The sequence below is a fragment of the Companilactobacillus suantsaicola genome, from assembly GCF_004745525.1.
Lineage (GTDB): Bacteria > Bacillota > Bacilli > Lactobacillales > Lactobacillaceae > Companilactobacillus > Companilactobacillus suantsaicola.
Genome location: NZ_RKLY01000021.1, coordinates 1 through 26,383, shown reverse-complemented (window position 1 = coordinate 26,383; position 26,383 = coordinate 1). Strand labels below are relative to the sequence as shown.

General features: G+C 38.4%; 21 protein-coding genes. 12 read left to right on the top strand and 9 right to left on the bottom strand.

The features are described 5' to 3' along the window. Nucleotides 1-331: 331 nt before the first annotated feature. Both EGT49_RS08495 and EGT49_RS08490 read right to left on the bottom strand, forming a co-directional pair. Nucleotides 332-544 (bottom strand): DUF2922 domain-containing protein, encoded by a 213-nt coding sequence (locus EGT49_RS08495; RefSeq protein ID WP_135373435.1) that lies wholly within the window; start codon nt 542-544, stop codon nt 332-334. Between the two features lie 18 nt (nt 545-562). Then, nucleotides 563-763 carry a DUF1659 domain-containing protein gene (locus tag EGT49_RS08490; protein ID WP_135373433.1) on the bottom strand — a complete coding sequence of 67 codons (201 nt, stop codon included), beginning with the start codon at nt 761-763 and terminating at the stop codon, nt 563-565. 155 nt (nt 764-918) lie between these two features. On the opposite strand from EGT49_RS08490, the gene EGT49_RS08485 reads away from it, so the two are divergent. The 5 genes from EGT49_RS08485 (at nt 919) to EGT49_RS08465 (ending at nt 5,280) form a co-directional block, all read left to right on the top strand. Continuing rightward, nucleotides 919-1,797, top strand: coding sequence for a hypothetical protein (locus EGT49_RS08485; protein WP_135373431.1), 879 nt, complete (start codon nt 919-921; stop codon nt 1,795-1,797). 222 nt (nt 1,798-2,019) lie between these two features. Then, a complete protein-coding gene (locus tag EGT49_RS08480) occupies nt 2,020-2,859 on the top strand; it encodes an SLAP domain-containing protein (protein ID WP_135373429.1) in 840 nt (279 codons plus the stop codon). 1,089 nt (nt 2,860-3,948) lie between these two features. Further along, on the top strand, nt 3,949-4,293 hold the full coding sequence (locus EGT49_RS08475; RefSeq protein ID WP_135373427.1) for a hypothetical protein: 345 nt from the start codon (nt 3,949-3,951) through the stop codon (nt 4,291-4,293). Nucleotides 4,294-4,321: 28 nt separating this feature from the next. Further along, nucleotides 4,322-4,876, top strand: coding sequence for a helix-turn-helix domain-containing protein (locus EGT49_RS08470; protein WP_135373425.1), 555 nt, complete (start codon nt 4,322-4,324; stop codon nt 4,874-4,876). Further along, complete coding sequence (locus EGT49_RS08465) at nt 4,876-5,280, top strand: protein-export chaperone SecB (RefSeq protein WP_135373423.1); 405 nt, start codon at nt 4,876-4,878, stop codon at nt 5,278-5,280. Before EGT49_RS08470 ends, EGT49_RS08465 begins: the two co-directional genes overlap by 1 nt. Nucleotides 5,281-5,810: 530 nt before the next feature. Here the strand turns inward: EGT49_RS08465 and EGT49_RS08460 are convergent. Beyond that, a complete protein-coding gene (locus EGT49_RS08460) occupies nt 5,811-6,059 on the bottom strand; it encodes a P8 family protein (protein WP_135373421.1) in 249 nt (82 codons plus the stop codon). 166 nt (nt 6,060-6,225) lie between these two features. Continuing rightward, the gene (locus EGT49_RS08455) at nt 6,226-7,680 is read right to left on the bottom strand and encodes an APC family permease (protein ID WP_135373419.1); all 1,455 of its coding nucleotides are present in this window, start codon (nt 7,678-7,680) and stop codon (nt 6,226-6,228) included. Between the two features lie 454 nt (nt 7,681-8,134). Between EGT49_RS08455 and EGT49_RS08450 the strand changes: the two genes are divergently transcribed. Next, nucleotides 8,135-15,322 carry a beta strand repeat-containing protein gene (locus EGT49_RS08450; protein WP_135373417.1) on the top strand — a complete coding sequence of 2,396 codons (7,188 nt, stop codon included), beginning with the start codon at nt 8,135-8,137 and terminating at the stop codon, nt 15,320-15,322. Nucleotides 15,323-15,521: 199 nt separating this feature from the next. On the opposite strand, the gene EGT49_RS08445 is transcribed toward EGT49_RS08450, so the two are convergent. Next, nucleotides 15,522-17,246: a pyruvate oxidase gene (locus tag EGT49_RS08445; protein ID WP_135373415.1), complete on the bottom strand. Its 1,725-nt coding sequence runs from the start codon at nt 17,244-17,246 to the stop codon at nt 15,522-15,524. 497 nt (nt 17,247-17,743) lie between these two features. On the opposite strand from EGT49_RS08445, the gene EGT49_RS08440 reads away from it, so the two are divergent. Then, complete coding sequence (locus tag EGT49_RS08440) at nt 17,744-18,268, top strand: DUF308 domain-containing protein (protein ID WP_135373413.1); 525 nt, start codon at nt 17,744-17,746, stop codon at nt 18,266-18,268. Here the strand turns inward: EGT49_RS08440 and EGT49_RS08435 are convergent. After that, entirely contained in the window at nt 18,265-18,630 is a 366-nt protein-coding gene (locus EGT49_RS08435; protein WP_135373411.1) for a PaaI family thioesterase, read from the bottom strand. The genes EGT49_RS08440 and EGT49_RS08435 overlap by 4 nt on opposite strands. 113 nt (nt 18,631-18,743) lie before the next feature. Here EGT49_RS08435 and EGT49_RS08430 point away from each other — a divergent pair, with 113 nt between their 5' ends. From EGT49_RS08430 to EGT49_RS08420, 3 genes are all read left to right on the top strand, one after another. Then, nucleotides 18,744-20,198 carry an AMP-binding protein gene (locus EGT49_RS08430; protein WP_135373409.1) on the top strand — a complete coding sequence of 485 codons (1,455 nt, stop codon included), beginning with the start codon at nt 18,744-18,746 and terminating at the stop codon, nt 20,196-20,198. A gap of 112 nt (nt 20,199-20,310) precedes the next feature. Next, nucleotides 20,311-20,727, top strand: a complete 417-nt coding sequence (locus tag EGT49_RS08425; protein ID WP_135373407.1) for a MarR family winged helix-turn-helix transcriptional regulator — start codon at nt 20,311-20,313, stop codon at nt 20,725-20,727. A gap of 3 nt (nt 20,728-20,730) precedes the next feature. Further along, nucleotides 20,731-22,119: an MDR family MFS transporter gene (locus EGT49_RS08420; protein ID WP_135373405.1), complete on the top strand. Its 1,389-nt coding sequence runs from the start codon at nt 20,731-20,733 to the stop codon at nt 22,117-22,119. On the opposite strand, the gene EGT49_RS08415 is transcribed toward EGT49_RS08420, so the two are convergent. The 3 genes from EGT49_RS08415 to EGT49_RS08405 all read right to left on the bottom strand — a co-directional run bounded on the left by EGT49_RS08415 (nt 22,107) and on the right by EGT49_RS08405 (nt 25,103). After that, a complete protein-coding gene (locus tag EGT49_RS08415; protein WP_135373403.1) occupies nt 22,107-22,859 on the bottom strand; it encodes an alpha/beta fold hydrolase in 753 nt (250 codons plus the stop codon). The two genes, EGT49_RS08420 and EGT49_RS08415, sit on opposite strands and share 13 nt — an antisense overlap. A 353-nt stretch (nt 22,860-23,212) precedes the next feature. After that, entirely contained in the window at nt 23,213-23,488 is a 276-nt protein-coding gene (locus tag EGT49_RS08410) for a hypothetical protein (RefSeq protein WP_135373401.1), read from the bottom strand. Nucleotides 23,489-24,824: 1,336 nt separating this feature from the next. Continuing rightward, nucleotides 24,825-25,103 carry a LysR family transcriptional regulator gene (locus tag EGT49_RS08405; RefSeq protein WP_135373399.1) on the bottom strand — a complete coding sequence of 93 codons (279 nt, stop codon included), beginning with the start codon at nt 25,101-25,103 and terminating at the stop codon, nt 24,825-24,827. 94 nt (nt 25,104-25,197) lie between these two features. On the opposite strand from EGT49_RS08405, the gene proB reads away from it, so the two are divergent. Both proB and EGT49_RS08395 read left to right on the top strand, forming a co-directional pair. Next, nucleotides 25,198-26,007 carry a glutamate 5-kinase gene (gene proB / locus EGT49_RS08400; protein WP_135373397.1) on the top strand — a complete coding sequence of 270 codons (810 nt, stop codon included), beginning with the start codon at nt 25,198-25,200 and terminating at the stop codon, nt 26,005-26,007. A 10-nt stretch (nt 26,008-26,017) separates the two neighbouring features. Further along, on the top strand, nt 26,018-26,383 hold a 366-nt coding region (locus EGT49_RS08395; protein WP_135373395.1), incomplete at its 3' end, for a MarR family winged helix-turn-helix transcriptional regulator.

Here is a 26,383-nt window from a genome sequence, read left to right as displayed (position 1 = left end):
ATTTATTATTTTAATTGTCGTGGGGCTATCCCACTGACAATCATTATATGAAACTCCGGCTTGTGAATCAACTGAAATTTAAAAAGTCCCCACTTTTGTAACATTTCTGTATTAAATATCACAGTTTTGTAACATTTCCATACCAAAATGCATTAAATTAACAAATTCCTCTAAGAAAAAAATTCAAATCTCATGCATAAAATGTTTAAGCATTGACTATATAAATTTTATTAACCCAAAAGAGCCTACTCTTATTCTATTCTAAATAAGTCGTAGGCTCAAGGCTTATACCTTAAATATTTGAAGAATTTTTAGTAAAAACTGGAACCGCTTAGAAGATAGTGCTCTCTTCACGATCAACGTACTTGGCACCAAGAATTTCGTTGTAAAGTTGGAAAGTGTTCTTTTCAAACAATTTGCTAGCTTGAATCTTGTCCATGGCTTGTTTGACTGTTGTTTCATCAAGTCCATCTTTGACATAACTTAGTACTAGATCCTTATTCTTACCGTCAGCTGTCTTAAATTTCAATTGTAATTTTTTCATAATATTCCCCTTTTATTGTTAGTCTAATGTGTCGTGCTTAACTACTTCTGTGTCACCAAGTGTGTCGCCGTTTGATAATAGTAGTAAGGCGTCTGTGAAGAGTTTGATTTGGGCTTCAGTCGGATCTTCTACTATATTATTGAAAGTTCTCGCCTTCTTGCCGTTGGCGTAGTTTTCGTTGTTCAATGTGACGATGATTGATGTTTTCTTCCAGTTCATTTTTCTTACCTCTTTTTTTATTTTGTAAGTTCTTGGCCGGCTTAAGTAACTTACACAAATACTAACGAAGCGTGATGGCAAAAACGGAAATATTTTTTGAAATTATTTTGAACATGGTATAATTCTTACAGCAATAATATGGAGGAATTTCAAAAATGAAAAAAGCTTTATTACTAGCAACAACTGGGGTGGCACTATTGCTAGCTGGCTGCAGTAACGGCGCACAAAAGTCTACTGACAACAGTAGTAGTACTTATAAGACTGAGATGTCTAAGGGAAATGATGCCGTAAACGATGAGAAATATTCAAAGGCTATGGATCATTTTGCTTCCGCAATTAAGGCGAAAAAAACTGACAAAGCGCATGACTCAAAAGTTCAAGCACAAAACTTGGTCAAGGCTAAGAAGTTGATGAACCAAAGAAAATTTGACGGTGCCAAGAACGCACTCAATGAAGTGACTGACCAGGATAACGGTAATCAAAAAATGGTCAAACACGCTAATAAGCTCTTAAAGAAAATTAAAGTAATCAAAACAAATCGTAGTAATTTCACTAAAAATATCGCTACTGCTCAAGATGTGATGAATGATGCACCTGATCAAGCTAAAACACTTCTTGAACAAGTAACTAACTTTGAAGGTATCAAGGGGAAATATTATTCAGACCTTTACAAGCAAGCTAAGAAGCTGTTAGCTAATCTACCTGTTAAAGCTGAAAATGATACCACAACCGATACTAAAGCTGACAACAGTGCTAATACTAATAATAATGATTCTACTAGTGCTGACTCTAACAATGGTTCTGATAACCAAAGTGGTAATCCAGCCGCTAACGGCGATTTCGATATTGAAAAGAAAGAAATCGATGGTAAGACGATCACTGATGCTGACATCAACAAGGCTCGTGAAGATCTTTCTAAACAAGGTGTTAATGCTGGTGCTTGGAGTGACAATGATATTGTTCGTGCCATCAAGAACGCTTATAAAGATGGTCGGACTACGGTTACTGCCGACGATGCTAAGATCCAAAATTAATTGTAATAAATATCTAGGGAGAACTCTCTCTAGGTATTTTTTTGTCTAAATTGCGTGATTTCTATTAAAAATATTCATTTATCAAAATTTTTTTGAGAGAAAATTGCTCAATTCTAAAGAAAGATTTACGTTTCTGTTAACTGTTCTTAACACTTATTGATTAATTTTTCGTTGCATTATAAGTTTACTATGAACCGTAAAATAAGGATTGGAGGTTTATAGATGAAAAAGAATAAAGCTCTTATTGGTTCAGCGCTGGCTCTCTTAATCGCTCCGGCTGTTCTGTCGAATTTGTCACCTCAAGATGTTGATGCGGCAGTCACTACTCCAAGTAATTTGGTCGGTACGGTTCGTCGTGGCAGTGGTGTCTTGGTCAATTCCCAAGGTCAAACTATCACGAGTACTTACCTTCCTAACTTCAGTTCTTGGAAACTTGGGGCAACGACTCAGATCAACGGCATCACTTACTACCAAGTTGCGACTGATCAATGGATTGCTGCAAGTAGCATCGTTATTTCTGACGCTACTCCACAAGTCGATACATCTGTTTCGGGTCAAAATGCCACAGCTAGGTGGAATGCTGCCGTTGTTAACAGTCAAGGACAAGCAATCACAGGTGTAACTCTACCTGCTCAATCCAACTGGAAATTAGGCGCATCTTTAACTATCAATGGTAAGCTCTACTATCAAGTTGCCACGAATGAATTTGTAGCCGCCAGTGATTTGAACATTGGACAAACACAGACTACCCAAGCTGCAACGACTACTCAAACTACACAAAATCAAAATGTACAAAACCAGACACAAGATCAACAATTAGTCGGACGAGTTGTTAATGGACCAGCCGATTTATACGATACGTCAATGGACGCATTTTCAAGTCGACAATTAGCTGAAGGTACTGATTGGAAAGTTGGTAACATGGTACAAAATAAATATGGTTACACTTTCTATCAAGTTTCAACTAATGAATGGGCCCAAAGTTCTAATATGAAGTTGAATCAAGATGCTTCGAGTCAAGTTACCAGCGAGCCAGAATTCGCTACTTCAGTAACACAATAATCAGCGAGTGGATTTATTATTTTTTAGATTTCACATTTTCTTCATATTTACCGATTAATATAGTAGTTGGTAAACAAGAATAATTGTTCTACTCTAAATATATTTAAATAAACAAACTAGTATCATTCACCTCCCTGATATTGCGGACCTCCAAATTTTTTTGGAGGTCCTTTTTTGTTAGGAGTTCTTTTTGCAGGACTAGACGTTGGGCTGAATAGTAATTGGTCTTTATTTTGGGTGGCGTTACATTGCCGTCTTCCGCAACAGCTCTGGGAAATGCTGGAACGCTGTGGGGCGACTTGGAGCCAATTTCAAAAGCGGAAATTGTCTTCAAGCTCACCCTTTTACTAAATGCTAAAGCATTAAGTAAAATTTCACGGCTGAGCATTTCCCAGAGCTGTTACTCCAGACTAGAATTTCAAATTTATGCGATATTCTGGTGAATTCTGAATGGGATACTATATCTATTCGAGAATATATGTTGAACTGATTTATAGTCTGGACACGTTATAAGCGTTAGTTTCTCAATTTGTCTAATTTTATTCAAAAATAAAAGAGGGTCTTATTGGAGCTACAGCTAATTGCTGCATTCCAGTAAGATCCTCTTTCTGTGCATTCCAACACAATTTGGTTTGTTACAGAGGGCAACACACTACATCTAATCACTAAAAAGAACAAAACATCCCCTCCAAGAACTGTTTTCTAACGTAGCGTGACACCAAACCACAATTTGATTCCATAAAAAATCAGAACATAGGTTAATTCCAATAGAACAGTTATTTCAAAAAAATGGAAATCAAATAAACCATAGAACCATTATTCAGCACCGGAGCAACAAAGCTGATGGGCTCTGCCCTGAAATTATTCTTAGTGCTTTAGCACTTAGAATAAGGTCGAGCTTTGAAATGCCGCGAACCTTGCGGTAGTTCAAAGTCGGCCCAGGGCGTTCCAGCCCAATCAGCTTTGTTGCGGAGGAGCGGCATACTTCACCAAAAGACATAACTATACATATGAGTCCTTTTTGTTTCTCCTGAGTAACAAAAGATGCTATAATTACCTCAATAAATCTGCAACGGACGCGTGACAAAAATGGCCAATCCAAATGATATAAAGAAAGTTATTGAAGCTATCAAAAAGAAGAGATTCTTTTGGAAGCTTAGTCATAGAAGTAAAAATTACCAAACACTTTCTATCCTAGGATTGGGTGAAGAAGCTATATTCAATATTATTTACAATGATTTATCTTGGAGAGACTATTCTTCAGGTCCTTTACTTGATGACCATATCCCTCCTATTCCAGGTAATATCTGGATATTCGGATTAACTATTTCTAACCAAAAATGTTATTTAAAATTTCAAGATAAACCAAGTGGTATTATCATGTGGATTTCAATTCATAAGCAAGAATATCCACTGTACCTACCCTATAAATGATTATTTCCATACAGGAGGTATCTAACATATGAATAAAAAAAAGATTTTTTACAACGAAGAAAAAGAAATTTCCGAAGCCTATACAGAAAAATGGTTGCTAGAAAAATGTACCGTAAAAGATATCGACAATTTGATTGTGAATCATCATTACTGGGAAGATCCTGAAGGCGAGCTTTGGGTAGATTTTAATAATCCAATGGAAAATGTATACGCAGATTTTAATGCATATAGAGAAGTTAAGAATTTTATGAAGCCCAGTGAATTAAAAAAATTAAGGGAAACACTTAATTTAACTGTCAGAGAATTTTCCAAATTAACCGGTTTAGGATATTCGAATATTTCTCAAATCGAAAATAATCAGAGAATCCAAACAAAATATCAAGATTTAATTTTCAAATTGATTCAAGAAAAATTTATATACACTGGTAAACTTCCATTAGAAGAAATCCCAAATGAACTAACTGATAAAATCAATCATAAAATTAACAAAAATGACTATTCCCAATCAAAGACTATTGAAAATAAACATAATCTAAAATCCGATTCATATAATTTCGATAAAATATTAGGAGATGCAATTTAATGGCTGCCTTAAATTTCAACGGATATATTGTTAAAAAAATGAATTATACTAAAAACGATAATTTTAAAAGCAATTCTGAAATAGCACTAAAGCCGAAACTAAAATTCAACAATCAAATAAAAAACGATAAAATCGTTGTTGAGATTAGTGCATCCATTGGTTCGCTAAAGGATAATCGTATTCCCTTTAAAGCTTCTTGTTCTTTAGAAGGAACTTTTGAGTATATATCTTCCGAAGACGAAAGCAATATTGGGCCTGATAGCTTAATACGTAATAATGCTGTAGCAATACTATATCCTTATTTAAGAGCAACTATTTCAAATTTAACTTCACAATCAAATGAATTTCCTGCTTACATTCTTCCAACCGTTAATGTTGCAAAACTACTAAAAAACAATGATTAGAATAATTAGAAAGTAAATAAAAGAGGACCCTTATTAGAACTACAGCTAATTGCTGCAATCTAGTAAGATCCTCTTTTTGTGCATTCCAGTATAAATTGGCTTTGTTACACTACATCCAACCATAAGCAAAATAAAATATTCCCTCCAAGAACTGTTTTCCAACGTAGCGTGACATCAATTAAAAATCTATTTCCATAAAGATAAGAACATAGGTTAATTCTAATAGAACATCTATTTCTAAAAAAATGGAAAATATCCAAACCATAGAACCGTTATTCAGCACCGGAGCAACAAAGCTGATGGGCTCAGATGTGAAATTATTCTTAGCAATTTATTGCTTAGAATAAGGTCGAGCTTTGAGATTTTGCGTACTTTGCAAAAGCTCAAAGTCGGCCCACATCGTTCCAGCCCAATCAGCTTTGTTGCGGAGGAGCGGCATACTTCCCCAAAAGACATAAAAAAATCCTTTAGAGAACACTTCTTGTACTCTAAAGGAATGGTGAAACAATATTTAAATGTAAAGATCAGTGCTACTTCTTAAGGTTCTTTTCAACCCAGTCGCGGACATCTTCATCCTTCATATCCAAGAATGGTTTTTCTGCTTCTTCGGTCTTAACTGTGTCGTGATTGTTGTTCTCCATGAAATAATCCCAAATAGCGTCACGGACAACTGTCTTATCATCGCTCCAGTCGAAAGCCTCGCTCATCTTTAGGTTCAATACTTCTGGTTCTTTTGCAATGGCTGCATCTGCCATCTTTGATGGATCTACTTCTGCCATATCTAACAACCTCCTTAGTTACGAGATCATTATAGTTCTCTTTTAAAAAAGTGGCACACTTTATACTCATATTTTTTTAGAAATATCAAGTTTGGCACGATTATTTCACTTATAAACGTTGATAAATAAATCTTTCATGCGTGATTGGACACTTTGTACAACCACTTTATTTGCTTTTCTCCCGATTCTTTGCTTTCTTACCAAGGGTTGAGTGGCGGATTCCGTAGGCAAAATAGATCACTAAACCGATGGCAAACCAGCCGCCAGCATAGAGTTTGGCTTGAATGTCCAGTCCCCAGAAAACGACCAGCGAACCTAAGAATCCTAGTGCGGGCAAAATTGGGTACAGTGGCATCTTGAAATCGGGGTCGGCGATGTCCTTTCCTTCACGATGGCGCAATGGATAAATTCCCAGCGACACGAACATGAAGGCTATCAAGGTCCCGGCGGAAATCAACTGAGCTAAGAATGCGAATGGGCAAACGGCTCCGAGAATAATTCCCACGATGGACAAAACGAGTAACGCGTTATTAGGTAGATTCTTGTCGTTGAGTTTTCCCAGCCACTTAGGTAGCATCCCATCACGCCCAAAGGAATAAATCAAACGTGATCCGGCTAGCATCATTCCAATCAAAGCAGTAAACATCCCGATAACGGCAATCGCTTGAATAACACTGGCAACGACTGGATGTCCTGCTTGTCGAAGAGCCCAGCCAACTGGTTCAGCGTTATTTAAATAGGAGGAATACTTGAACATTCCCACCAAAACTAACGCCACGGCAATGAATAAACTGACCGCAATCACTAATGACCCTAAGATTCCTCGGGGCATCGTCTTACCAGGATCTTTAGCTTCAGCTGAATTGGCAGCGATTGAATCAAACCCGATATATGATAGGAAAATCATCGATACTCCGGCATAGATTCCTTGCCAACCACCAAAGGCAGTTCCATCACTATTGAGTTTATATTTGGGAATAAATGGGAAATAGTTTTCCACATGAATTGCAGTTAAACCGACTACGATAAAAGCCAAAATAGCTAAAACTTTTAAAATAACTAATAAATTTTCAACTCGAGCTGCCCCACTGACTCCGCGAGACAACAACCAAGCTACTGCCGCAATCACGACTACGGCCACTAAATCTAAGACTCCACCATTACTACCTAAAGTATTGGCGATGGCATTAGGAAAATGGACTCCCAGTGGTTCCATTAAACCTCGAAAGTTGGCCGACAGTCCCGAACCGACAAACGCTAAAGCGATGAAATATTCCGCCAGTAACGCCCAGCCAGCAACCCAGCCGAAAAATTCACCGAACATGACATTGATCCACGAATAAGCTGACCCGGCAAACGGCATCGCAGCCGCCATTTCCGCATAGGCAAAAGCCACTAAACCGGCAACGATAGCCGCAATAATAAATGAGAAAACAACTGAAGGCCCAGTGTGTTGAGCTGCAACGACTCCTGGCAAAGTAAAAATAGAAGTAGAGACAATTGTCCCAACACCCAAGGCCAAAAAGTCCTTCACTGTCAAAACTCTCACTAAATGTGAATCTTTATCCTCATAAATACTCGGATCCTCTTTCAAGGTCAAACGTTTAAAAAAACCACTCATAGGCAAAACTCTCCTCAATAATTGACTGTCGTAAATCGACAAGAAATATTGCCTATTTTAATGGTTTTTTAATTTTCTTGCAAGAAATTTATAAAGTTACTAATTGAGAAATTTGTACTCCAAGCTAAATAGAGATTCTATTATTAATTCAATCCAAAAAAAAGAAAGAAAACTTTTATAACTTAATTTGAGAAAGAAGCAAACTACATTTCAATCCTTTTTCGTAAAATATCACTCAGAAAATCAACAGGTGTGTATTTGTTACACTGTTAACTCATTTTTTAATGAATATTTTTGATATATATAAGTTTTATTTTTAATACTTTTTTATGCTAAAAAACGCACCAATTTTATTAAGAATTCTTTATCATTTTTGGAATGTCATAAATACCTCAAAGAATATAATTATTACCGTGATATTTTATATATTTTATAAAATAAAGGGGTAATTATTATGAGATTTCAACAATTAAAGCGTGATCCTAATAGTATAGTTAGGAAACGTCTTGTCAAATCCAAAAAGAATTGGGTGGTTCTAAGTAGCCTATCCATTGCGGGGGGATTATTTTTAATAGGTGCTCCCTTTACTACTGTTAAAGCCGATACAATATCTGACTCAAATGTTCAGACTACTGTGGTTAACGTTAAAGATAAATCTTCAGGGAATACTGATACACAATCAGTCACAAAAGCTGATCCTGTTGAAAATACTCAAATAGCAACCGACAATCAAGTCCAGACAGATGTTCCGACAACTGATGAAAAAACAACCACAGAAACAAAATCGTTAACTGATACTAAGCAAGAAACTTCAATATCTACTGACAACACATCAAAAACTTCTGATAATTTGAATACTAATATTAATGATGTTTCAACTACAACAGATGCTAAAACAACAGATACTGATACTTCATCTAATTTAGAAATATCAAAAACTACCTCTCCTACGAATACGGAGGATTCAAGTAATGCTGATATTCTATCCACTCAAAAAGACGAAACTTTACAATTAAAGGCTCTTACTGCAATGGCTCCCGAAGCCTCAAAGATAAACTCTGGGAATGGTTGGGAGGTTGATCAAACTGGTACAAATTTGAATATTACTGGTCAATTAGATGAAAGCACTGGCAAGGACGACACACGTTGGGGCGGAAACTCAAGTACAATCACCACGATCAATATTAATAATAAAGTAACCGCTCCAAAGAATTCATCGTATCTTTTTTCAGATATGCCCAATTTGACAGCAATTAATAATCTATCAAATTTCGATACTACCACTACCGAAAACACTGAAGGTATGTTTAAAAATGATAGCAGTATTGAAAGTATTGACTTATCTAATAATAATTTAGCTACAATTAAAAATGCTAGCCATATGTTTGAGAACAATTCTAGTTTAAAAACAGTGACCTATCCAACTAAAGGCGTGAATAATGCCTCCACAATGAATAAGATTCAAGATACCAGTTATATGTTTGCTAACTGTATTTCTTTAACTGATCCTGACGTATCTGGTTGGCAAACACACTACATCAACAACATGACAGCCATGTTTAAAAATGACGCAAATATAACTGATTTGAACTTACAAGGATGGCTAGAGTACGCAAAGAACATCAATACTGGGGATTCTTCACTAGGACAAGGTATGTTTGATGGTACCGATTTACAAACCATTACAATCGGAAACTCCATGTACTTCAGTCCCGAAACAGCTTTGACATCTAAAAGTGGTGCAACTTGGACAAATGGTTCTCAAAAATTTTTAGGTGTCCCAATAACAAGCGATGACGGAACAGTTACCGGTGGTATCGGTAGTGTATATAAGGGGCCTGGTTCAAGCGTTGCCGGTGCTGGAATAATTGCCTCAACCTATCATGCTATTGCCGCTGATCCAGGTACAACGGTAATGAACTTAATAACCGTTCCAACCAACCATGGAAACATTACCGTTGAAGCTCAAGGAAATGTTGGCGAATCTAGTGACGTCACTCTTCCAGAAACAATCTCCGTCGATGGACAAACTTACATAACTACTGCTAAAACTGTCAAAGCCACTTTTGGCCAAACAATGGCTACAGCAGACCTTGATGCATCTGGAAATGCTATCAGCAGTAGTAATCCTATTGTCTATACAGGTGAACCAGTTGTTGGAACACAAAAAGACATCCCAACTAATTTAACTGGAAAAATAACTATTGATATCCCCGCCGGTCACGTTGGTGATAGTATTGCCGTTACTATCCCTAAAGATCAAATTCCTGCAGGATATCATGTAGTCAAACCAACAATCAATGTCACTTACACAAATGACACGACAAATCCTTATTTACTTGATACATCATCGGTCGAACTTGTAGGAAACGATGTAACTAAATGGTCAACCCCTCAAGATGCTATCGAATTACCTACTGGCAGCAATATTACAGTTACCGGTACAACTAATTCAAATGGTGACCCTGTTAAAATTGGTGACACTGTAACGATTGCACCTAAGGTTCCTGGTTATACTATTAAAACAGCCGGCTCAGCCACTGTTATTGCTGACGCAGATGGTAATCCTGTTCTTTCCAAAATTAATCAACCTACTTACTCAGCTAATTCTGTAACATCTTGGTCGACCGATCCAGATGCAGTTAAAATTCCTAACGGTCAAACTACCGTTTCTGGAACTACCAACTCAAGTGGTCTGCCTGCTAAAATTGGCGATACGGTAAAAATTGCACCTGACGTTCCTGGTTATACTGTTTCGATTCCAGGTTCTGCTACTATTGTCGCCAACGACAATGGCACTCCTAAACTTATTGATATTACTCAACCTAAATACTCGGCCAATCCAGTTAATCTTTGGTCTACCGCAATCGATGAAATTTCCATTCCGACCGGAAAAGTTACTGTTTCTGGATCTACTAACTCAGATAATCAACCGGCTCATATTGGCGACACTGTAACTATTGCTCCTGAAGTTCCTGGTTATACCGTCTCAACTCCAGGTTCGGCTACTATTACTGCTGACAAAGATGGTAATCCTATTCTTTCAAAAGTTGTTCAACCACAATATACAGCTAATTCGGTCGACTCTTGGTCTAGTACTACAGGCGAAATCAATATTCCAACGGGTAAAATTACTGTTTCTGGTACTACAAATTCGGACGGTCAACCCGCTAAAATTGGTGACACTGTAACTATTGCGCCTAACGTTCCTGGCTATACTGTTTCAACTCCGGGTTCGGCTACTATCGTTGCTAACGATGATGGCACTCCTAAACTCATTAATATTACTCAACCAAAATACTCCGCTAACTCTGTTTCTTCTTGGTCTTCTACTGAAAATCAGATTATTACTCCAACTGGATCAACCACCGTCTCTGGAACCACCAATTCAGACGACCAGCCAGCCCATTTTGGCGATAAGGTGACAATTGCACCTGACGTTCCGGGCTATACTATTTCAACCCCAGGTTCAGCTATTATTTCTGCTGACAAAGATGGTAATCCTGTTCTTTCCAAAATTAGTCAACCTAAATACTCGGCTAATCCAGTTTCTTCCTGGTCTTCTACTGAGAATGAAATTGCTATTCCAACTGGATTGACTACCGTTTCCGGTACTACCAACTCAGACGGTCAACCTGCTAAAATTGGCGATACCGTAACGATTGATCCTGATGTCCCGGGCTACACCATCACAACTCCTGGTTCAGCTACTATCATTGCTGACAAAGATGGTAATCCCATTCTTTCAAAAGTTGTTCAACCTAAATATTCGGCTAATCCCGTCAATACTTGGTCCACAGCAACCGATGAAATTTCCATTCCGACCGGAAAAGTTACTGTTTCTGGATCTACCAACTCAGACAATCAACCAGCCCATTTTGGTGACACTGTAACTATTGCGCCTAAAGTTCCCGGTTATACCATTTCAACTCCAGGTTCTGCTACTATTACTGCTGACAAAGATGGTAATCCTATCCTTTCCAAAATTAATCAACCTACTTACTCAGCTAATTCTGTAACATCCTGGTCAACCGATTCAGATGCAGTTAAAATCCCAAACGGTCAAACTACCGTCTTTGGAACTACCAATTCAGATAATCAATCGGCTCATATCGGTGATACTGTAACAATCAAGCCTGAGGTTCCTGGCTACACTATTTCCAAATCCGGTTCAGCTACTATCGCTGCTGATAAAGATGGCAATCCTGTTTTGACAAATATCACGCAACCTGTTTATTCAGCTAATGATGTTAAGAATTGGTCAACGACTGAAAATGAGATTGTTACTCCTAATGGTAATGTCACAGTTTCTGGAACTACTAACTCAGATAATCAACCAGCTCATACTGGTGACACTGTAACTATTGCGCCTGAGGTTCCTGGTTATACCATTTCAACTCCAGGTTCTGCTACTATTACTGCTGACAAAGATGGTAACCCTATCCTTTCAAAAGTTGTTCAACCTACTTACTCAGCCAATTCCGTAACATCTTGGTCGACCGATCCAGATGTAGTTGAGACTCCCGTCGGTCAAACTACCATTTCTGGAACTACCAACTCAAGCGGTCAGCCTGCTAAAATTGGTGATACTGTAACAATCAAGCCTGAAGTTCCTGGCTACACCATCACAACTCCTGGCTCGGCTACTATCACTGCTGACAAAGATGGTAACCCTATTCTCTCAAAAATTGTTCAACCTAAATATTCAGCTAATCCAGTCAATTCTTGGTCTACAGCCACCGATGAAATTTCCATTCCGACCGGAAAAATCACAGTTTCGGGGACTACTAACTCAAATAATCAACCCGCTAAAATTGGTGACACTGTAACTATTGCGCCTAAAGTTCCCGGTTACACTATTTCCAAACCTGGTTCAGCTATTATTTCTGCCGACAAAGATGGTAACCCTATTCTTTCAAAAGTTGTTCAACCTAAATATTCAGCTAATCCAGTCGACTCTTGGTCTAGTACTACAGATGAAATCAATACTCCAACAAGTAAAATTACTGTTTCTGGTACTACAAATTCGGACGGTCAACCCGCTAAAATTGGCGATACCGTAACTATTGCACCTAAAGTTCCCGGTTACACTATTTCTAAACTCGGTTCGGCTACTATTACTGCTGATAAAGATGGCAATCCCGTTTTGACAAATATCATCCAACCAACTTACACGGCTAATGAGGTAAAGAATTGGTCAACGACTGAAAATGAAGTTATTATCCCTACTGGTAAAATTACTGTTTCAGGAACTACTAATTCTGAGAATCAACCTGCTCATATCGGTGATACCGTAACGATTGCACCAAATATTCCCGGCTATACTATTTCTAAACCCGGTTCGGCTACTATCACATCTGATAAAGATGGCAATCCCGTTTTGACAAACATCACCCAACCAACTTACTCAGCTAATGAGGTAAAGAATTGGTCGACTACCGAAGATGAAATTATTACTCCTACTGGTAAAGTTACTGTTTCAGGAACTACTAATTCTGAGAATACTCCGGCTAAAATTGGTGACACCGTGACAATTACACCTAATGTCCCTGGTTATACTATTTCTAAACCCGGTTCAGCTATTATTATTTCTGATAAAGATGGCAATCCCGTTCTATCAAAGGTTGCTCAACCTGAATATTCTCCTAACGCAGTTTCTCAATGGTCTACTAAAAAAGACGCTGTAGTAACACCTAATGGGAATATGACAATTTCTGGAGATAAAAACGCCACTGGAACAAGCGCTAAAATTGGTGATAAAATTTCTATCACTCCTGAAGTTCCGGGCTACACTATTTCCAAACCTGGTTCAGCCACAATTACGGCTGATAAAGATGGTAATCCCGTTCTTTCTGATCTCGTCCAGCCCGTATATTCTCCTAACGATACAAAACCTATACCGGTTGAATTTAATACACCTAATGGTAAAGAACAGTACATTATTCCTGCAGGAAAAGTCGGTGATAAAGTTACAGTTACAATACCTAACGTTGCTGGCTATGATCCAAGTACTTCTGAAATCAAGGGTACTATCTCAGCTAACAATACTTTTGTTCCTGATGGTGACGTTAAACCCGCCGATGTAAAATATCTTGGAAAAGAAATCAACGGGCAATTAAGTACAGTTGATGTCAACCTAGGAAACGGAATTCAATCCATTAAGATACCTTCTGGTACAGTCGGTTCAATTTCAGGGCCAATTCAACTGGACTACATCGAAGGTTACAATCGACCAGCAGTAAAAATTCAATATACACCAAGTGGTTTCAATATTTTAGATTTGGACAATAATCCTATCAGCAAGACTTCCCCAGTAATTTATACTGGCGTCAAAAATCCTGAAACTTCTATTAAGATTCAAAAACCAGATGGATCGATTATTAACGTTAAAGTACCTGAAGGACACTTTGGGGATAAGAATGTAACTCTAAGTCTGCCATCAGAAAATGGATATATCACACCATCCATCACAGTAACTTACGGGCCTAATGGAATTCCATCATTTACCAATCAAGCTGGCCAAATAATTGATTCAGATAATCCTGTCAGTTATAAAGGAAACATTAATAAAGCTTCAACGGTTAAAGTCAAAAATCCTGATGGAACCACTTCGACTTTGAACATCCCTGAAGGTCGTTTCGGAGATGCTCCTATCACCGTAACCGCTATCGATAAACCTGGATATACCGCTCCAAAAGTCATCGTAACTTTCACCCCCGATGGAATTGCCACAATTACTAATCCAGCAAATTCCAAAGCACTTGGATCTGATGACGTGCTTTCTTATACACAAATCGTTTCAAACGAAAGTACTTCAAGTGCCCATATCGAAAATATCAAATCCACCATCGCCACTTTTGCTGACCAACCAGACGTGCAAATTTACGCTAAAGATTCTGACAATCAAATGTCCGTCGTTAACCGCAAGTTAGTCCACAATTCTGATTGGTTAACGGATCAATTGATGACTCTCAATGGCGATACTTTCTATCGTGTGGCAACTAATGAATGGGTCAAGGCTAGTCAAGTTTACCTTTACAAAGCTGAAACCCTTTCTCTACAAGCTAAAACCGATTCCGATAAGCAGATGATCAAAGCTGAAGGAACTGCTCTTGATAATTTACTTGCTAAGGGAACACAATTCACTAGTGACCGCATCGCCTACATCAATGGGCAAGAATATTACCGTGTCGGCATCAACCAGTTTGTCAAAATCAGTGACACCGAAATCGTCAATGACCAAAATATCAATTTAACCGTGGCAACTTTCAGTGATCAGCCTGCCGTTCAAGTTTATGCTCTGAACGACGACCAAATCACTCCTGCCAACCGCAAATTGATGCCGCAAACGGACTGGTTAGTCGACCGTCAAACAACGATCAGCGGCCAAAAATTCTACCGCGTCGCAACTAACGAATGGGTCAAAGCTAGTCAAGTTTATCCGTTCGTCTACAAGCAAACTATCGTTTCCCCAACCGCTGAGAAAAAACTGTATACAGCGGAAGGCAACTTAGTCGCTAACCGGAAGTTAAATAGTGACTCCGCTTGGAAAGTTGATCGAATAGCTTATCTAAACGATGAAAAATATTTCCGGGTCGCAACCAACGAGTTTGTTAAAGCAGCCGATTTAGAAAAATTCTAAAGTAAAAAAATAGAGGTGATAAATTCCAATTGGAGTTTATCATCTCTATTTTTTGTTAGATCTAAATTCTTCTTTCACTCTGATAGTTGGTGAGATAGATTGCCGGTCCTTTTCTGCTTCTGTTAGTGGCTCTTTTAGATGTGCGATTCTTTCCTACTAATTTCAGTAATTTATTCTGAATCAAAATCATTTTCAAAAATTATAAGAATGAACGTAAAATCTCTTTCATTGGTGGCAATTCTGGCAAACTCTTCTTGTCGATCACGTGACCCAAACCAAATTTAGCGTAACCTTGAGCTTCATCCATCATAATCTTACCTGGTAGTGGAGCTTCGTCGTTAACAGCGACATCTAATAGAACTGGTTTTTCAGGATTGCGATACTTTCTGATAGCATCTGAGAATTGTTCGTCGGTTGTGATGGTTTCACCAATTCCGCCGCAAGCTTCAGCAAATTTGGCAAAGTCGATAGTTGGCAAACTGATTCCGTAATTTTGTTGTCCAGCGGATTGTTGCTCGTATTCGATAAAGGCTAACAACTTGTTATTTAAAACGATAAATAACATTGGTAAGTTGTATCTGACGGCTGTAGCAAAATCCTGCATGACCATCGAGAACGCACCATCCCCAGCAATCGCATAGACTGGCCGATCTGGCATATCCATCTTAGCAGCGATTGCTCCAGGCAAAGCACAACCCATGGTTCCTAACCAAGCAGAAATTGTGTACATTTGTGAGGATTTAGCGGTCAAGAATCTGGCCCCAAAGGCGGTTGAAGTTCCGACATCAATGGACCAAACTGTGTCACTTGGAGCACTCTTACTGATGTTATGAAACATTAATGATGGCAAAACACCAGTGTGTTTCTTGGAATAGACATCCTTCATCCAACTACGCCACTGACCAATCTTAGAAACAGCTAGATCCAAGAAGTGACGTTCTTTAACAGGTTGTCCTAAGGCGTTCCAATGTTGCAAAACTTCTTTGACATCTCCTTGGATAGCTAAATCGACGTGGCGACGTTTGCCTAGGCGATCCGGATTAATATCAACTTGAATGGCATCAACTTTCTTATTCAAGTATGGAGCGTAAGGGTAATCGGTTCCCAACATAATTACGAGATCTGCTTTTTGCATCATTTCAAAAGCGGGCTTAGTCCCTAACTTACCCAATTGACCTAAATTGTAGGGATGGTCATCGTCGACCAAACCCTTAGCAGGCATAGTCAAAATAATAGGAATTTTATATTTCTCGATAAATTCTTTAGTTTCCTTTTTAGCGTCCTTGATTCCGACACCAGCCAAAACGATTGGATTAGAGTGAATCTCCAGCATTTCCTGAGCTTGCTTGATTTGGTCGTCATTGACCTTGTAATCGTCAAGCTTAAAGTTATCGACATTCGGTGTGAAATTGTCTTTGATCATGTGAGCCGGAATATCGTCAGGAATCGTCAAAACAGCGACACCCTTCTTAGCGATAGCGGTTCTAATAGCTTCATCAGCGATTCTAGGCAAAGATTGTGGGTCCATGATGATTTTATTGTAGACGGCTACATCTTCGAACAAAACGTGTGTATCGACCTCTTGGAAGAAGTCCGTATTCAACAACTTTGATTGAACTTGACCCAAAATAGCCAACACGGGAGCGTGATCCATTTTGGCATCATACAAACCATTCAACAAATGAATGGCTCCGGGTCCACCAATTGACAAACAGACCCCAATTTTACCAGTTAATTTAGCATGAGCAGCAGCAGCCAAAGCGGCGACTTCCTCATGTAAGACGTGTGTGAACTTTATTTTATCTTGAGCGCGATACAGAGCATCGATCGTGGTATCAACAGAATCTCCCGGAATTCCGTAAATATTATCAATACCCCATTTTTCCAAAACTTTTACCATTTCATCAGATGCACGAACACTCATTTTTGGTTCCTCCTAGTATTAATTACCTCTAAAGTACCACAATGATTTCACAATTAAAGAGATATGCTCATGCCTGATATAACGGTTTATAAATACTTTTATAAATCAGTTTGTGAACATCTTTATTATGACTGATTTTATTTCTTCGATTTTCTGGTATCATATATTTAGACATTTTTAGGTCTCGTCCTGATTTGCCGTCTTCCGCACAAGCTCTGTGATGAGCTGGAACGCTGCCGGCACTATTTTGAGCTTTTGCAAAGTACGCAAAATCTCAAAACTAGGCCTTCTTGTTGGTGCTAAAGCACCAACAAGAATTTGGCGGCTGAGTCATCACAGAGCTTGTGCTCCAGACTAAATAAGTGGTTTTTATTATTTATTACTTTTAGTTCAAAACAAATAAGTTGTACTAATGAACATATTATTAGTGGAGCCTATCCGTATTTTCTTATAAGCCACCTGTGACAAAGACCTATTTTTAAGGGGAGCAAAATATTATGGTTAAGCAGTTCCAACTTTATCGTTGGTTGCGTTTTTTATTCTTACTGACGGCCGGAATTTTGATCGTATTAGAGCCAGTAAAGAGTTTCAATATTATCATTTACATTGTTTCCAGTTACATTGCCATTTACGGAGTCCTTTCGATCATTGATGGCTGGAGTATCAAGCGAAGCACCGGTGAAAATAATATTGCCATTGGTTTAGGGGTCGGTGCACTATTTTTAGCCTTAGGGGTTTTACTGTTTGCTCGTTTCTTCATCCCATTAGTCCCACCAGTTTTAGGGATCATTCTTTTGGTCAACGGAATCAACCAATTCCGTGATTCGCATGAGATGGCAAAAAGAGTCCAGAAGATAACACCTTACCTAGATTACTTTTACTCAGCATTGTTGATGCTGGCAGGTATTGTGTTTATTCTGAACCCTTCAAAGACAATTATTTTTATTTATCAATTATTTGGAGCTAGTTTGATTGTTTTGGCATTCTTCGAGATTATCAATTCACGAATCTATCGTCACTAGGCTTCAATTTTCTTTAAAGTTATCGTACAAAGACTATTGCTGATGGCACTGTTATCATAGTGAAGCGTTGCTTGCCAAGTTTGGATGTTACTACCATCTTTGACCGGTTGAGCTTCAACGATGATCCTGCCAAGTTTTAATGCATTCAAACTATGCAAAGAAACACTCGTGATTGCGGCACTTCCTTGACGGAAACTCAAATTAGCTCCCAGACTGGCGGCTGTTTCTGACAGCATAGCGCTGATGATTCCTGGTTGTTCTGTTTCTTTATCCAAGTGATCTTGCGTGATTTCCATCCCCAAAATCACTTTGTGTTTCCCTTTTTCAACTACTTCAATGCCTAAATCGTTTAGCAAACTCATTTTGTACCTCAATTTTTTTCATAATTAGTTAAAATTTTATTATTTAAATGTTTTACAATCAAGTTATAGCAATATCAATGATATCAAATCCATCCTGGAAAAGAGGTCATATTTTGGAAAACTGGTTAGTCAAACGCGCAAAACTCGATCCTGACAAGGTCGCATTAATTCTCGAACACGCTGATTTCACTTTTAAAGAACTGAATTCGTGTGTCCAGTTATTTGCGAGCAAATTATATACTAGCGGTATTCGAAAAAATGACCCTATCGCCTTATTTTCCGATAATTGCTTTAACGGCTACGTTGCCATTCTAGCACTTCAACAGGTCGGTGCCCGGATTATTATGCTCGATACCCAATTGAGCGCCAATGCTTTGGAGTATCAAATCAAAGATTCACAGCCTAAGACGGTCTTAGTTTCGGATTCTGCGCCCACGAAAAACATTTTAAATGTCTCCTGGGATAAAACTTGGATGTCAGACGTTTTAAGTCTCAACAAGAGTTTTGATTATCAGCCAGTTTCCGAATTCGATAACGACCAAGTGGCAACGATTCTTTACACTCCTAATGATAACAGTGATATTGGTGTTATGCTGACATATGGCAATTATTTCTTCTCAGCAATGGGGACAGATCTGACTTTAGGCATCAATAAAGACGACATTTGGGTCTTAACACTGCCCCTTTTCAACGTTCCTGGTTTTTCAATCATCATGCGCTCAATGATTTACGGAATTGGCGTTTACTTGATTGACGGATTCAATTTGCATCATTTAAATAAAGTTTTGATCAACGAACGAGCTACGATTATTTCACTCACACCACCGATGCTGCGCGAATTGTTGAATTCCCTGCCTCAAGGCAAAGGCTACAATGAAAAATTCCGCTGTGTCTATCTAGGCTATGGATTGGTCGATAATTGGACCTTGTTGCGTTGTAACATGTTGGGAATCCCCGTGTTGCAGTCTTATGGTATGACCGAGACTACTTCTAACATCGCTGCTTTAAGTTTTGACGATGCGGAAACTAAGACCGGTTCGTGTGGCCAACCATTTTTCACTGAACAAATTCGTATCACGGACATCAATCAAGATGATATTGGTTCAATCGAAGTCAAATCGCCCACTATCGCAATAGGTTACTTGAATAAGCGGCAGTTGTATCAATCACGCTTTACGAGTGACGGTTTCTTCAAAACTGGTGATATGGGGTACTTGGATGAGAATAATTTTCTCTACGTCAAGGGTCGCAAGAATGAATTAATTTATCGTGGTGATAAAATTATTTATCCTAAAGAAGTCGAGAACACATACCGCAGTATCAATGGTATCGTCGATATTTGCATCGTGGGCGTTGCCGACAAGAAGGAAAATCAAGTGCCAGTCGCCTATTTGGAATTAAAGGAAAATGCCTTTTTGACTAGTGCCAGTTTGGAAGAATTCGGTAAACATAATTTGATCGATTATCAAGTGCCAGTTGAATTTCGGCTGATCGACAAGCTACCAAAGACGACTAATGGCAAGATTTTACATCGAAAATTATTAAGTTTGGAATATGAAATTATTTAAGAACATCTGCAAAATTTGTGGATGTTTTTTTATTTCCTATTGCTTTTCAAAAAAATCCAGAGTACGATTAATAATCGTTAGTCATCTAACGTTTATAATTGAGAGGTCACTTATGAGAAATACTAATATGTTAGTCAAAATCGCGTCTAATCAACTATCTAGACGATTAGATATCTTTGCCAAACAGCACGATGCTACTTGGGTTCAGATGTCGATCATTGATTTTTTGAGTAATCATCCTGATAAAGAATTGTTCCAGCGTGATATTGAACAAGAATTCTTCATTCAGCGTTCTACGGCCACGATTGCTTTACAACGCATGGAAAAAAAGGATTTGATTATTCGTAAGCCATCAACATCCGATGCCCGTCAAAAATCAGTCTTCTTAACTGACAAGGCTTGGCAACTGGAAAAGGAAATCAAGCACTTCATGCACTTACAGCAACAAGTTTTAGATGAGCACTTCACAACTGAAGAACTTGATATCATCGAAAAGTTTTTAAAATTCGAAGCTTTTCAGGAGGAATAATTTATGGAAAAACAAGAAAAAATCCCTTTAAATGTTTTACTAGCTGTCCTCGCCACTGGCTTAATGTCTTTTTGTGGCGTAATTGTCGAAACATCGATGAACATTTCCTTCCCAACTTTGATGAAGGAATTCAATGTCACTACTTCGACCGTTCAATGGATGACCACAATCTACTTGTTAGTCGTCGCAATTATCGTACCGATCTCTTCATTTTTGAAGCACAATTTTAAAACTAAGACGCTCTTTATCTTAGCCAATCTGTTCTTTATTCTTGGCGTCGTGATTGATGCAATTGCCCCAATCTTTCCAATGCTTTTGCTCGGTCGAGTCGTGCAGGGAATTGGAACCGGAATTGCTTTACCTTTGATGTTCAATATCATTTTAGAAAACGTCCCCGAAAGTAAAATTGGTCTAATGATGGGTTTGGGGACTCTAATAACGGCTGTAGCTCCTGCCATTGGTCCAACTTTTGGTGGTCTAGTAGTCAGCGCTTGGGGCTGGCGTTATATTTTCGTCATCTTACTACCAATTTTGATTATTTCATTTTTCCTAGGCATCAAAAATATTCAACAAAAAAGCCAAATTCAAAAGAGTGAATTTGACGTTCTAAGTTTTATCGCTTTAATTTTAACGTTTGGTGGACTCATCTTTAGTTTCAGCAACATTAGCCAAATGTCCCCGCTCGTAATAATTGCTTTTGTAATTGGAGTCATTGGCCTAGTCGGCTTTATCATCCGTTCACAACATTTGAATAATCCTTTGATTGATTTGAAAGTTCTTCAAAACAAGAAATTTAGTGGGCACTTACTCAGTTTCTTCCTCTTTCAAATTTCATCCCTCGGATTTGCCTTCATTTTGCCTAATTACATTCAATTAGTTAACCACAACAACGCAACAATTGCCGGATTAGCCGTTCTACCAGCCGGAGTCGTCGGAGCAATTCTAGCGCCACTCGGTGGAAAAATCTTGGATGAAATGGGTGCTCGTTTACCAATCCTTTCTGGTGTCACGCTAGCCGAAATCTCGTTAATTATTTTCGCTAGTTTGAGTCTCAAGCTCTCTAACACAATGATTGTTTGGTTCTACATCATTTATATGCTGGGCATGGGTATGTCATTTGGAAACATCATGACTGACGGATTAAAATTTTTATCCGACCAAGAACAAGCTGACGGTAACGCTCTTTTCAATACGTTACAACAATTTGCGGGTGCTACGGGAACTTCGATTGTTTCAGCCATTATCGCTTTGAGCCAGAACAATCACAACCTCAGCACGGCCACCGCAACTGCCATCGGTTCACAACACGCTTTCATTCTGTTGGTCGTTTTAGGCTTACTGAATTTAGTCGTCTTAACGTTCGTCGTTTCCAAGAAAAGTCAGTTCAAATAATATTCGAAGAAATTAGCAATTTTATCCATCAGCGGTGGTTCAACCAAGTGTCCTGCTTTATAACCGGTAATAAACGCCACCTGTTTTGAATAGGGTTCTCCTTGAATTTTGTCAAAGAAATCCTTTGATTCATGATAAGGAATCCGCGGATCGTTTGTCCCGTGCCAAAAAAGTAACGGCCGATTATCAATTTTTTCCGGTTGGCTATTGAGGTCGTAATACTTGATCCAACTCGTCAGCATTTCCATATCTTGGGGCAAGTACATCTGACGTCTCTTCGCATCTTCACGAACTAGTTTTGCATAAGCTAATAAATTGGGAGTTCCCATAATGATGCTGGCAGCCGTAATTTCCGGATGTTGGGTCAATAAAGCTCCAGTCGTCATGCCACCCATGGAATAACCACCAACGCCAATTTTTTGATCTTTGATTAGATTTTGTCTTTGATAATAATTAATTAATAAGGAAAATTCCGAAACATTACCTTGAATGCTATTCCAAAAGGTAAATGAGGGAATTGAAGAAACATCCGCATGTCTTTGTCCGTGATTCATTGCATCGGGCAGGATTACGCGGATATTTTTTTGTGCTAGTTTTCTAGCTTGAGTTAAAACTTGTTCCTTAGCCGAGCGCCACCCATGATAGAAAACTACTAGTGGTAACGGTTGGTCGAGGTTTTCTTCTTTGATTGCTTCGAGGACGGGGACGTCTTGGATTGTTCGGGGGATTATTTTTATCATTTGAGTTTTCTCCTTTATCAGTATTTTAATTATCTGTTGGAGATTTTGGTAGTTTTTGGGTAAAAGAAAAACAGGGTTGTGATTTAAACCCTGTTTTTTATTTGCGTATTTGTTTGTGTGTTTGTATTTATATTTTTTTATGGTTAGTGTTCTTTTGATTTATAACCATGGTTCTTTTTCTTAATAACGATTGTTCTTTTAAGAATAACCATGGTTCTATGCTTTATAGTCAAAACGCGTTGCACAGGCCAGGACTCGGCATATAGCTACGCTTCCCAAATTGCCCGCAAGTGCGGCGGGCAATTCGTGAAGCTAGGCTATCTGCCAAGTCCTAAGCGGGCCTGTTCCACGCTCTATATAAATGGCAACTTTCTGTTCTTGATCTTAAACAACAATTCTTCAACATCTCTATTGTGCTTATGTCCAGTATTGATGTCATACTCGATCAAATCTTTTCTAAAATTGCCTAGTTCTGTTTCTAAGTTATCGTTATATTCTAACAATTTAATATGCTTAAAAACTAATTCAATCAGTGTACCTTCGCAACCCAAATTGAAGGAACCGACTGATTCTTCCACGGAACGGATAAAGTCCTCACGTTCAGCGTTAGCAACTCTTACTTCTTTCAAATTCGTACCACCCTTCTCAGTAATATCCTCAAAACATGCAATATATATTTAATCTCTCTTTATCGTCACCTATTATGGGACATAACCATGACGATATGCTTTCAACTTTATATAAAATACTTATACTTTTCTGAACATTTTATATATTATCAGCATTCTATACACTCTAAAGTATGACATTTGTCATTTTCTATGTCACGTTAATCCACAAAAACAACAAAATAGTGTATTTATTTCTCCATAACTTGTAAAATCTTGTTTTTTTGATCAAATTATTTTTCCTGAATTGTAGAAATACTTTTATATCCGTTTTATAATTAATTTGGTTATATAAGCGAGATGTATTAACCTAACAATGTTTCATTGTTATCCTTTTAGAGTAGTACTCCTTCTCAACTGCTTAGGAATCAGGGTTAGTGGTAGGCTCTGGTTTAATTTCTCGCAAAAGTAAAGGCTAGTGGTAGGCCTTTATTTTTTTGCACTTTTTATTGGTATAATTGGTTCATACCATTTTTCGAAAGAATAGTTTACAAATATAGACAACACAAACAAAATTCGGACAAAAATAAAAGAATTGCAGGCTAACACATATAAAATACGTGAAGTCTACAATTCTTTATTCAGGTTTAGCAAAATAATGATTAATTTGTTGATAGTGGTTGTTCCTTAGTTTGGATGGTGGATAGATGCCGTCTTCCGCGACAGTCCTGGGAAACGCTGGAACGCTGTGGGGCGACTTGGAGCCAATTTCAAACCCGGAAATCGTCTTCAAGCTCACCCTTCCACGTAAGCGCTAAAGCGCTAAGTGGAATTTCACGGCTGAGCATTTCCCAGGACTGTCGCTCCAGACTATTGAACAGCTCTAATTTCTATTGAGGTAATATCTTGTGGGGTTTGTATATCACGTTCTATTTTGAATCCGAGTCCAAATTTGGTTTAGATTTTTGTGCTTCATAATTTAATTGAGGAACTTTTTTAAAAAATAGAAATTCTATTCCAAATCTCCAGAACTATTTTCTAACATAGTGTGATACCAATTGAAAATTCATTTCAATAAAAATGAGAACATAGGTTAATTACAATAGAACATCTATTTCCAAAAAAATGGAAAATAATCAAACCATAGATCCGTTATTCAGCACCGGAGCAACAAAGCTGATGGGCTCAGATGTGAAATTATTCTTAGCAATTTATTGCTTAGAATAAGGTCGAGCTTTGAGATGCCGCGAACCTTGCGGTAGTTCAAAGTCGGCCCACATCGTTCCAGCCCAATCAGCTTTGTTGCGGAGGAGCGGCATACTACACCCCACCAATCAAATAAACCTACACAATAGAATTATTTCTTATTATATTCAGGATCATCCAAATCCCGCTCAATATCCACACCATATAACTTATTAACTTCCGCATCCTTAGGAGCCGGATGAACAACTACAATCGCAATAGCACCCTTACTGCTGACATAACCAACAAAAGTAGTTACCTCTTCAACGTAGTAAGCCAAGCCGTCCGTGTGAATAATATACTGTCCAGCAACGGGCATACTTTCGATGTAAACTTTGTTCATTCTAATATAGTCGTCGCCTTCGTGGAGCACGATCAATACTTTATACATAAATACACCCTTTTCTTATTTCCTAACTTGTTTTAGCATAATAATATTAGTGCCAAATAGTCAATATACATATTAATTTCATGAGGATAAAAAAATGCAAAATAAGCGTCAAATCTATGCTGATCGCATTGTGGTCAAAGTAGGTACAAGTACCTTGATTCATCATAACAGCAAAATCAATTCCAGCGTCATCAAACAACTCGCCAAAGTTTTGAGCACTTTGAAAAAAGATGGCAAAGATGTTGTCCTAGTTTCTTCTGGGGCTATCGGCGTCGGTATGGGTGTTTTAGGACTCGATCAACGTCCGGTTAAGATTTCTAAACAACAAGCAGTAGCGGCTGTAGGACAGGCAGAATTGATGCAGATTTACAATGAAGCCTTTCACGAATACGACATGTCCGTGGCACAAATGTTGATCACCAAGGATATTATCGATTATCCCGAAAGCCACACCAATGTGATGAATAGCTTCCAAGAATTGTTGTCCATGGATAATACCATCCCCATCGTCAATGAAAATGACACCGTGACCGTTTCCGAGTTAGACCACCACACTAAATTTGGTGATAACGATCAATTGTCCGCCATCGTAACTAATTTGGTCGACGCCGATTTATTGATCATGTTGTCCGATATCGACGGCTTTTACTCCGCCAATCCAAATAAAGTGCCAGACGCCAAATTGATTGGTACAATTGGAGAAATCGCACCAGAGATAGTTGCCGCTGCTGGTGGTCACGGAACCAAGTTTGGTACAGGTGGCATGACAACCAAACTAAAGGCTGCCCAACGTATTCTAAAACACAATCAACAGATGGTTTTGACAAATGGTAAAGACCCTGAGATCATCTTCAATATTTTAGCTGGCGAACCGGTCGGTACACTATTCTCCAAAAATATTTAGGGGGAAATTTATGAATTCTGAATATCCAATCTCAAAAGCACTGATGGGACTCGTTTCAGGTTACAAAAATACTGTTACCAAAAAAATCCGTCCCCTCGGACTATATCCGGGCCAAGATTTGATTCTTTTGTGCTTGATGAAAAATAACAACATTTCCCAAAACCAACTCGTCACCACACTTTGCGTCGACCACTCAACAATTGCTAAATCGGTCAGCCGCATGACTAAAGCCGGTTTAGTTAAAACTCGCAAATCCAGTACCGATAAACGAATTACTTTAGTTGGGCTGACGAGTGATGGCAAAAAAGCAGCTCAGCAGATACATGAAATTTGCCTTGAGGCTGAGAAAAAAGCTATGACCGGCTTTAGTGAAGAG

Coding starts and splice junctions, on each gene's coding strand:
- EGT49_RS08495 (WP_135373435.1), bottom strand. CDS start 544: ATGAAAAAATTACAATTGAAATTTAAGACAGCTGACGGTAAGAATAAG.
- EGT49_RS08490 (WP_135373433.1), bottom strand. CDS start 763: ATGAACTGGAAGAAAACATCAATCATCGTCACATTGAACAACGAAAAC.
- EGT49_RS08485 (WP_135373431.1), top strand. CDS start 919: ATGAAAAAAGCTTTATTACTAGCAACAACTGGGGTGGCACTATTGCTA.
- EGT49_RS08480 (WP_135373429.1), top strand. CDS start 2,020: ATGAAAAAGAATAAAGCTCTTATTGGTTCAGCGCTGGCTCTCTTAATC.
- EGT49_RS08475 (WP_135373427.1), top strand. CDS start 3,949: ATGGCCAATCCAAATGATATAAAGAAAGTTATTGAAGCTATCAAAAAG.
- EGT49_RS08470 (WP_135373425.1), top strand. CDS start 4,322: ATGAATAAAAAAAAGATTTTTTACAACGAAGAAAAAGAAATTTCCGAA.
- EGT49_RS08465 (WP_135373423.1), top strand. CDS start 4,876: ATGGCTGCCTTAAATTTCAACGGATATATTGTTAAAAAAATGAATTAT.
- EGT49_RS08460 (WP_135373421.1), bottom strand. CDS start 6,059: ATGGCAGAAGTAGATCCATCAAAGATGGCAGATGCAGCCATTGCAAAA.
- EGT49_RS08455 (WP_135373419.1), bottom strand. CDS start 7,680: ATGAGTGGTTTTTTTAAACGTTTGACCTTGAAAGAGGATCCGAGTATT.
- EGT49_RS08450 (WP_135373417.1), top strand. CDS start 8,135: ATGAGATTTCAACAATTAAAGCGTGATCCTAATAGTATAGTTAGGAAA.
- EGT49_RS08445 (WP_135373415.1), bottom strand. CDS start 17,246: ATGAGTGTTCGTGCATCTGATGAAATGGTAAAAGTTTTGGAAAAATGG.
- EGT49_RS08440 (WP_135373413.1), top strand. CDS start 17,744: ATGGTTAAGCAGTTCCAACTTTATCGTTGGTTGCGTTTTTTATTCTTA.
- EGT49_RS08435 (WP_135373411.1), bottom strand. CDS start 18,630: ATGAGTTTGCTAAACGATTTAGGCATTGAAGTAGTTGAAAAAGGGAAA.
- EGT49_RS08425 (WP_135373407.1), top strand. CDS start 20,311: ATGAGAAATACTAATATGTTAGTCAAAATCGCGTCTAATCAACTATCT.
- EGT49_RS08420 (WP_135373405.1), top strand. CDS start 20,731: ATGGAAAAACAAGAAAAAATCCCTTTAAATGTTTTACTAGCTGTCCTC.
- EGT49_RS08415 (WP_135373403.1), bottom strand. CDS start 22,859: ATGATAAAAATAATCCCCCGAACAATCCAAGACGTCCCCGTCCTCGAA.
- EGT49_RS08405 (WP_135373399.1), bottom strand. CDS start 25,103: ATGTATAAAGTATTGATCGTGCTCCACGAAGGCGACGACTATATTAGA.
- proB (WP_135373397.1), top strand. CDS start 25,198: ATGCAAAATAAGCGTCAAATCTATGCTGATCGCATTGTGGTCAAAGTA.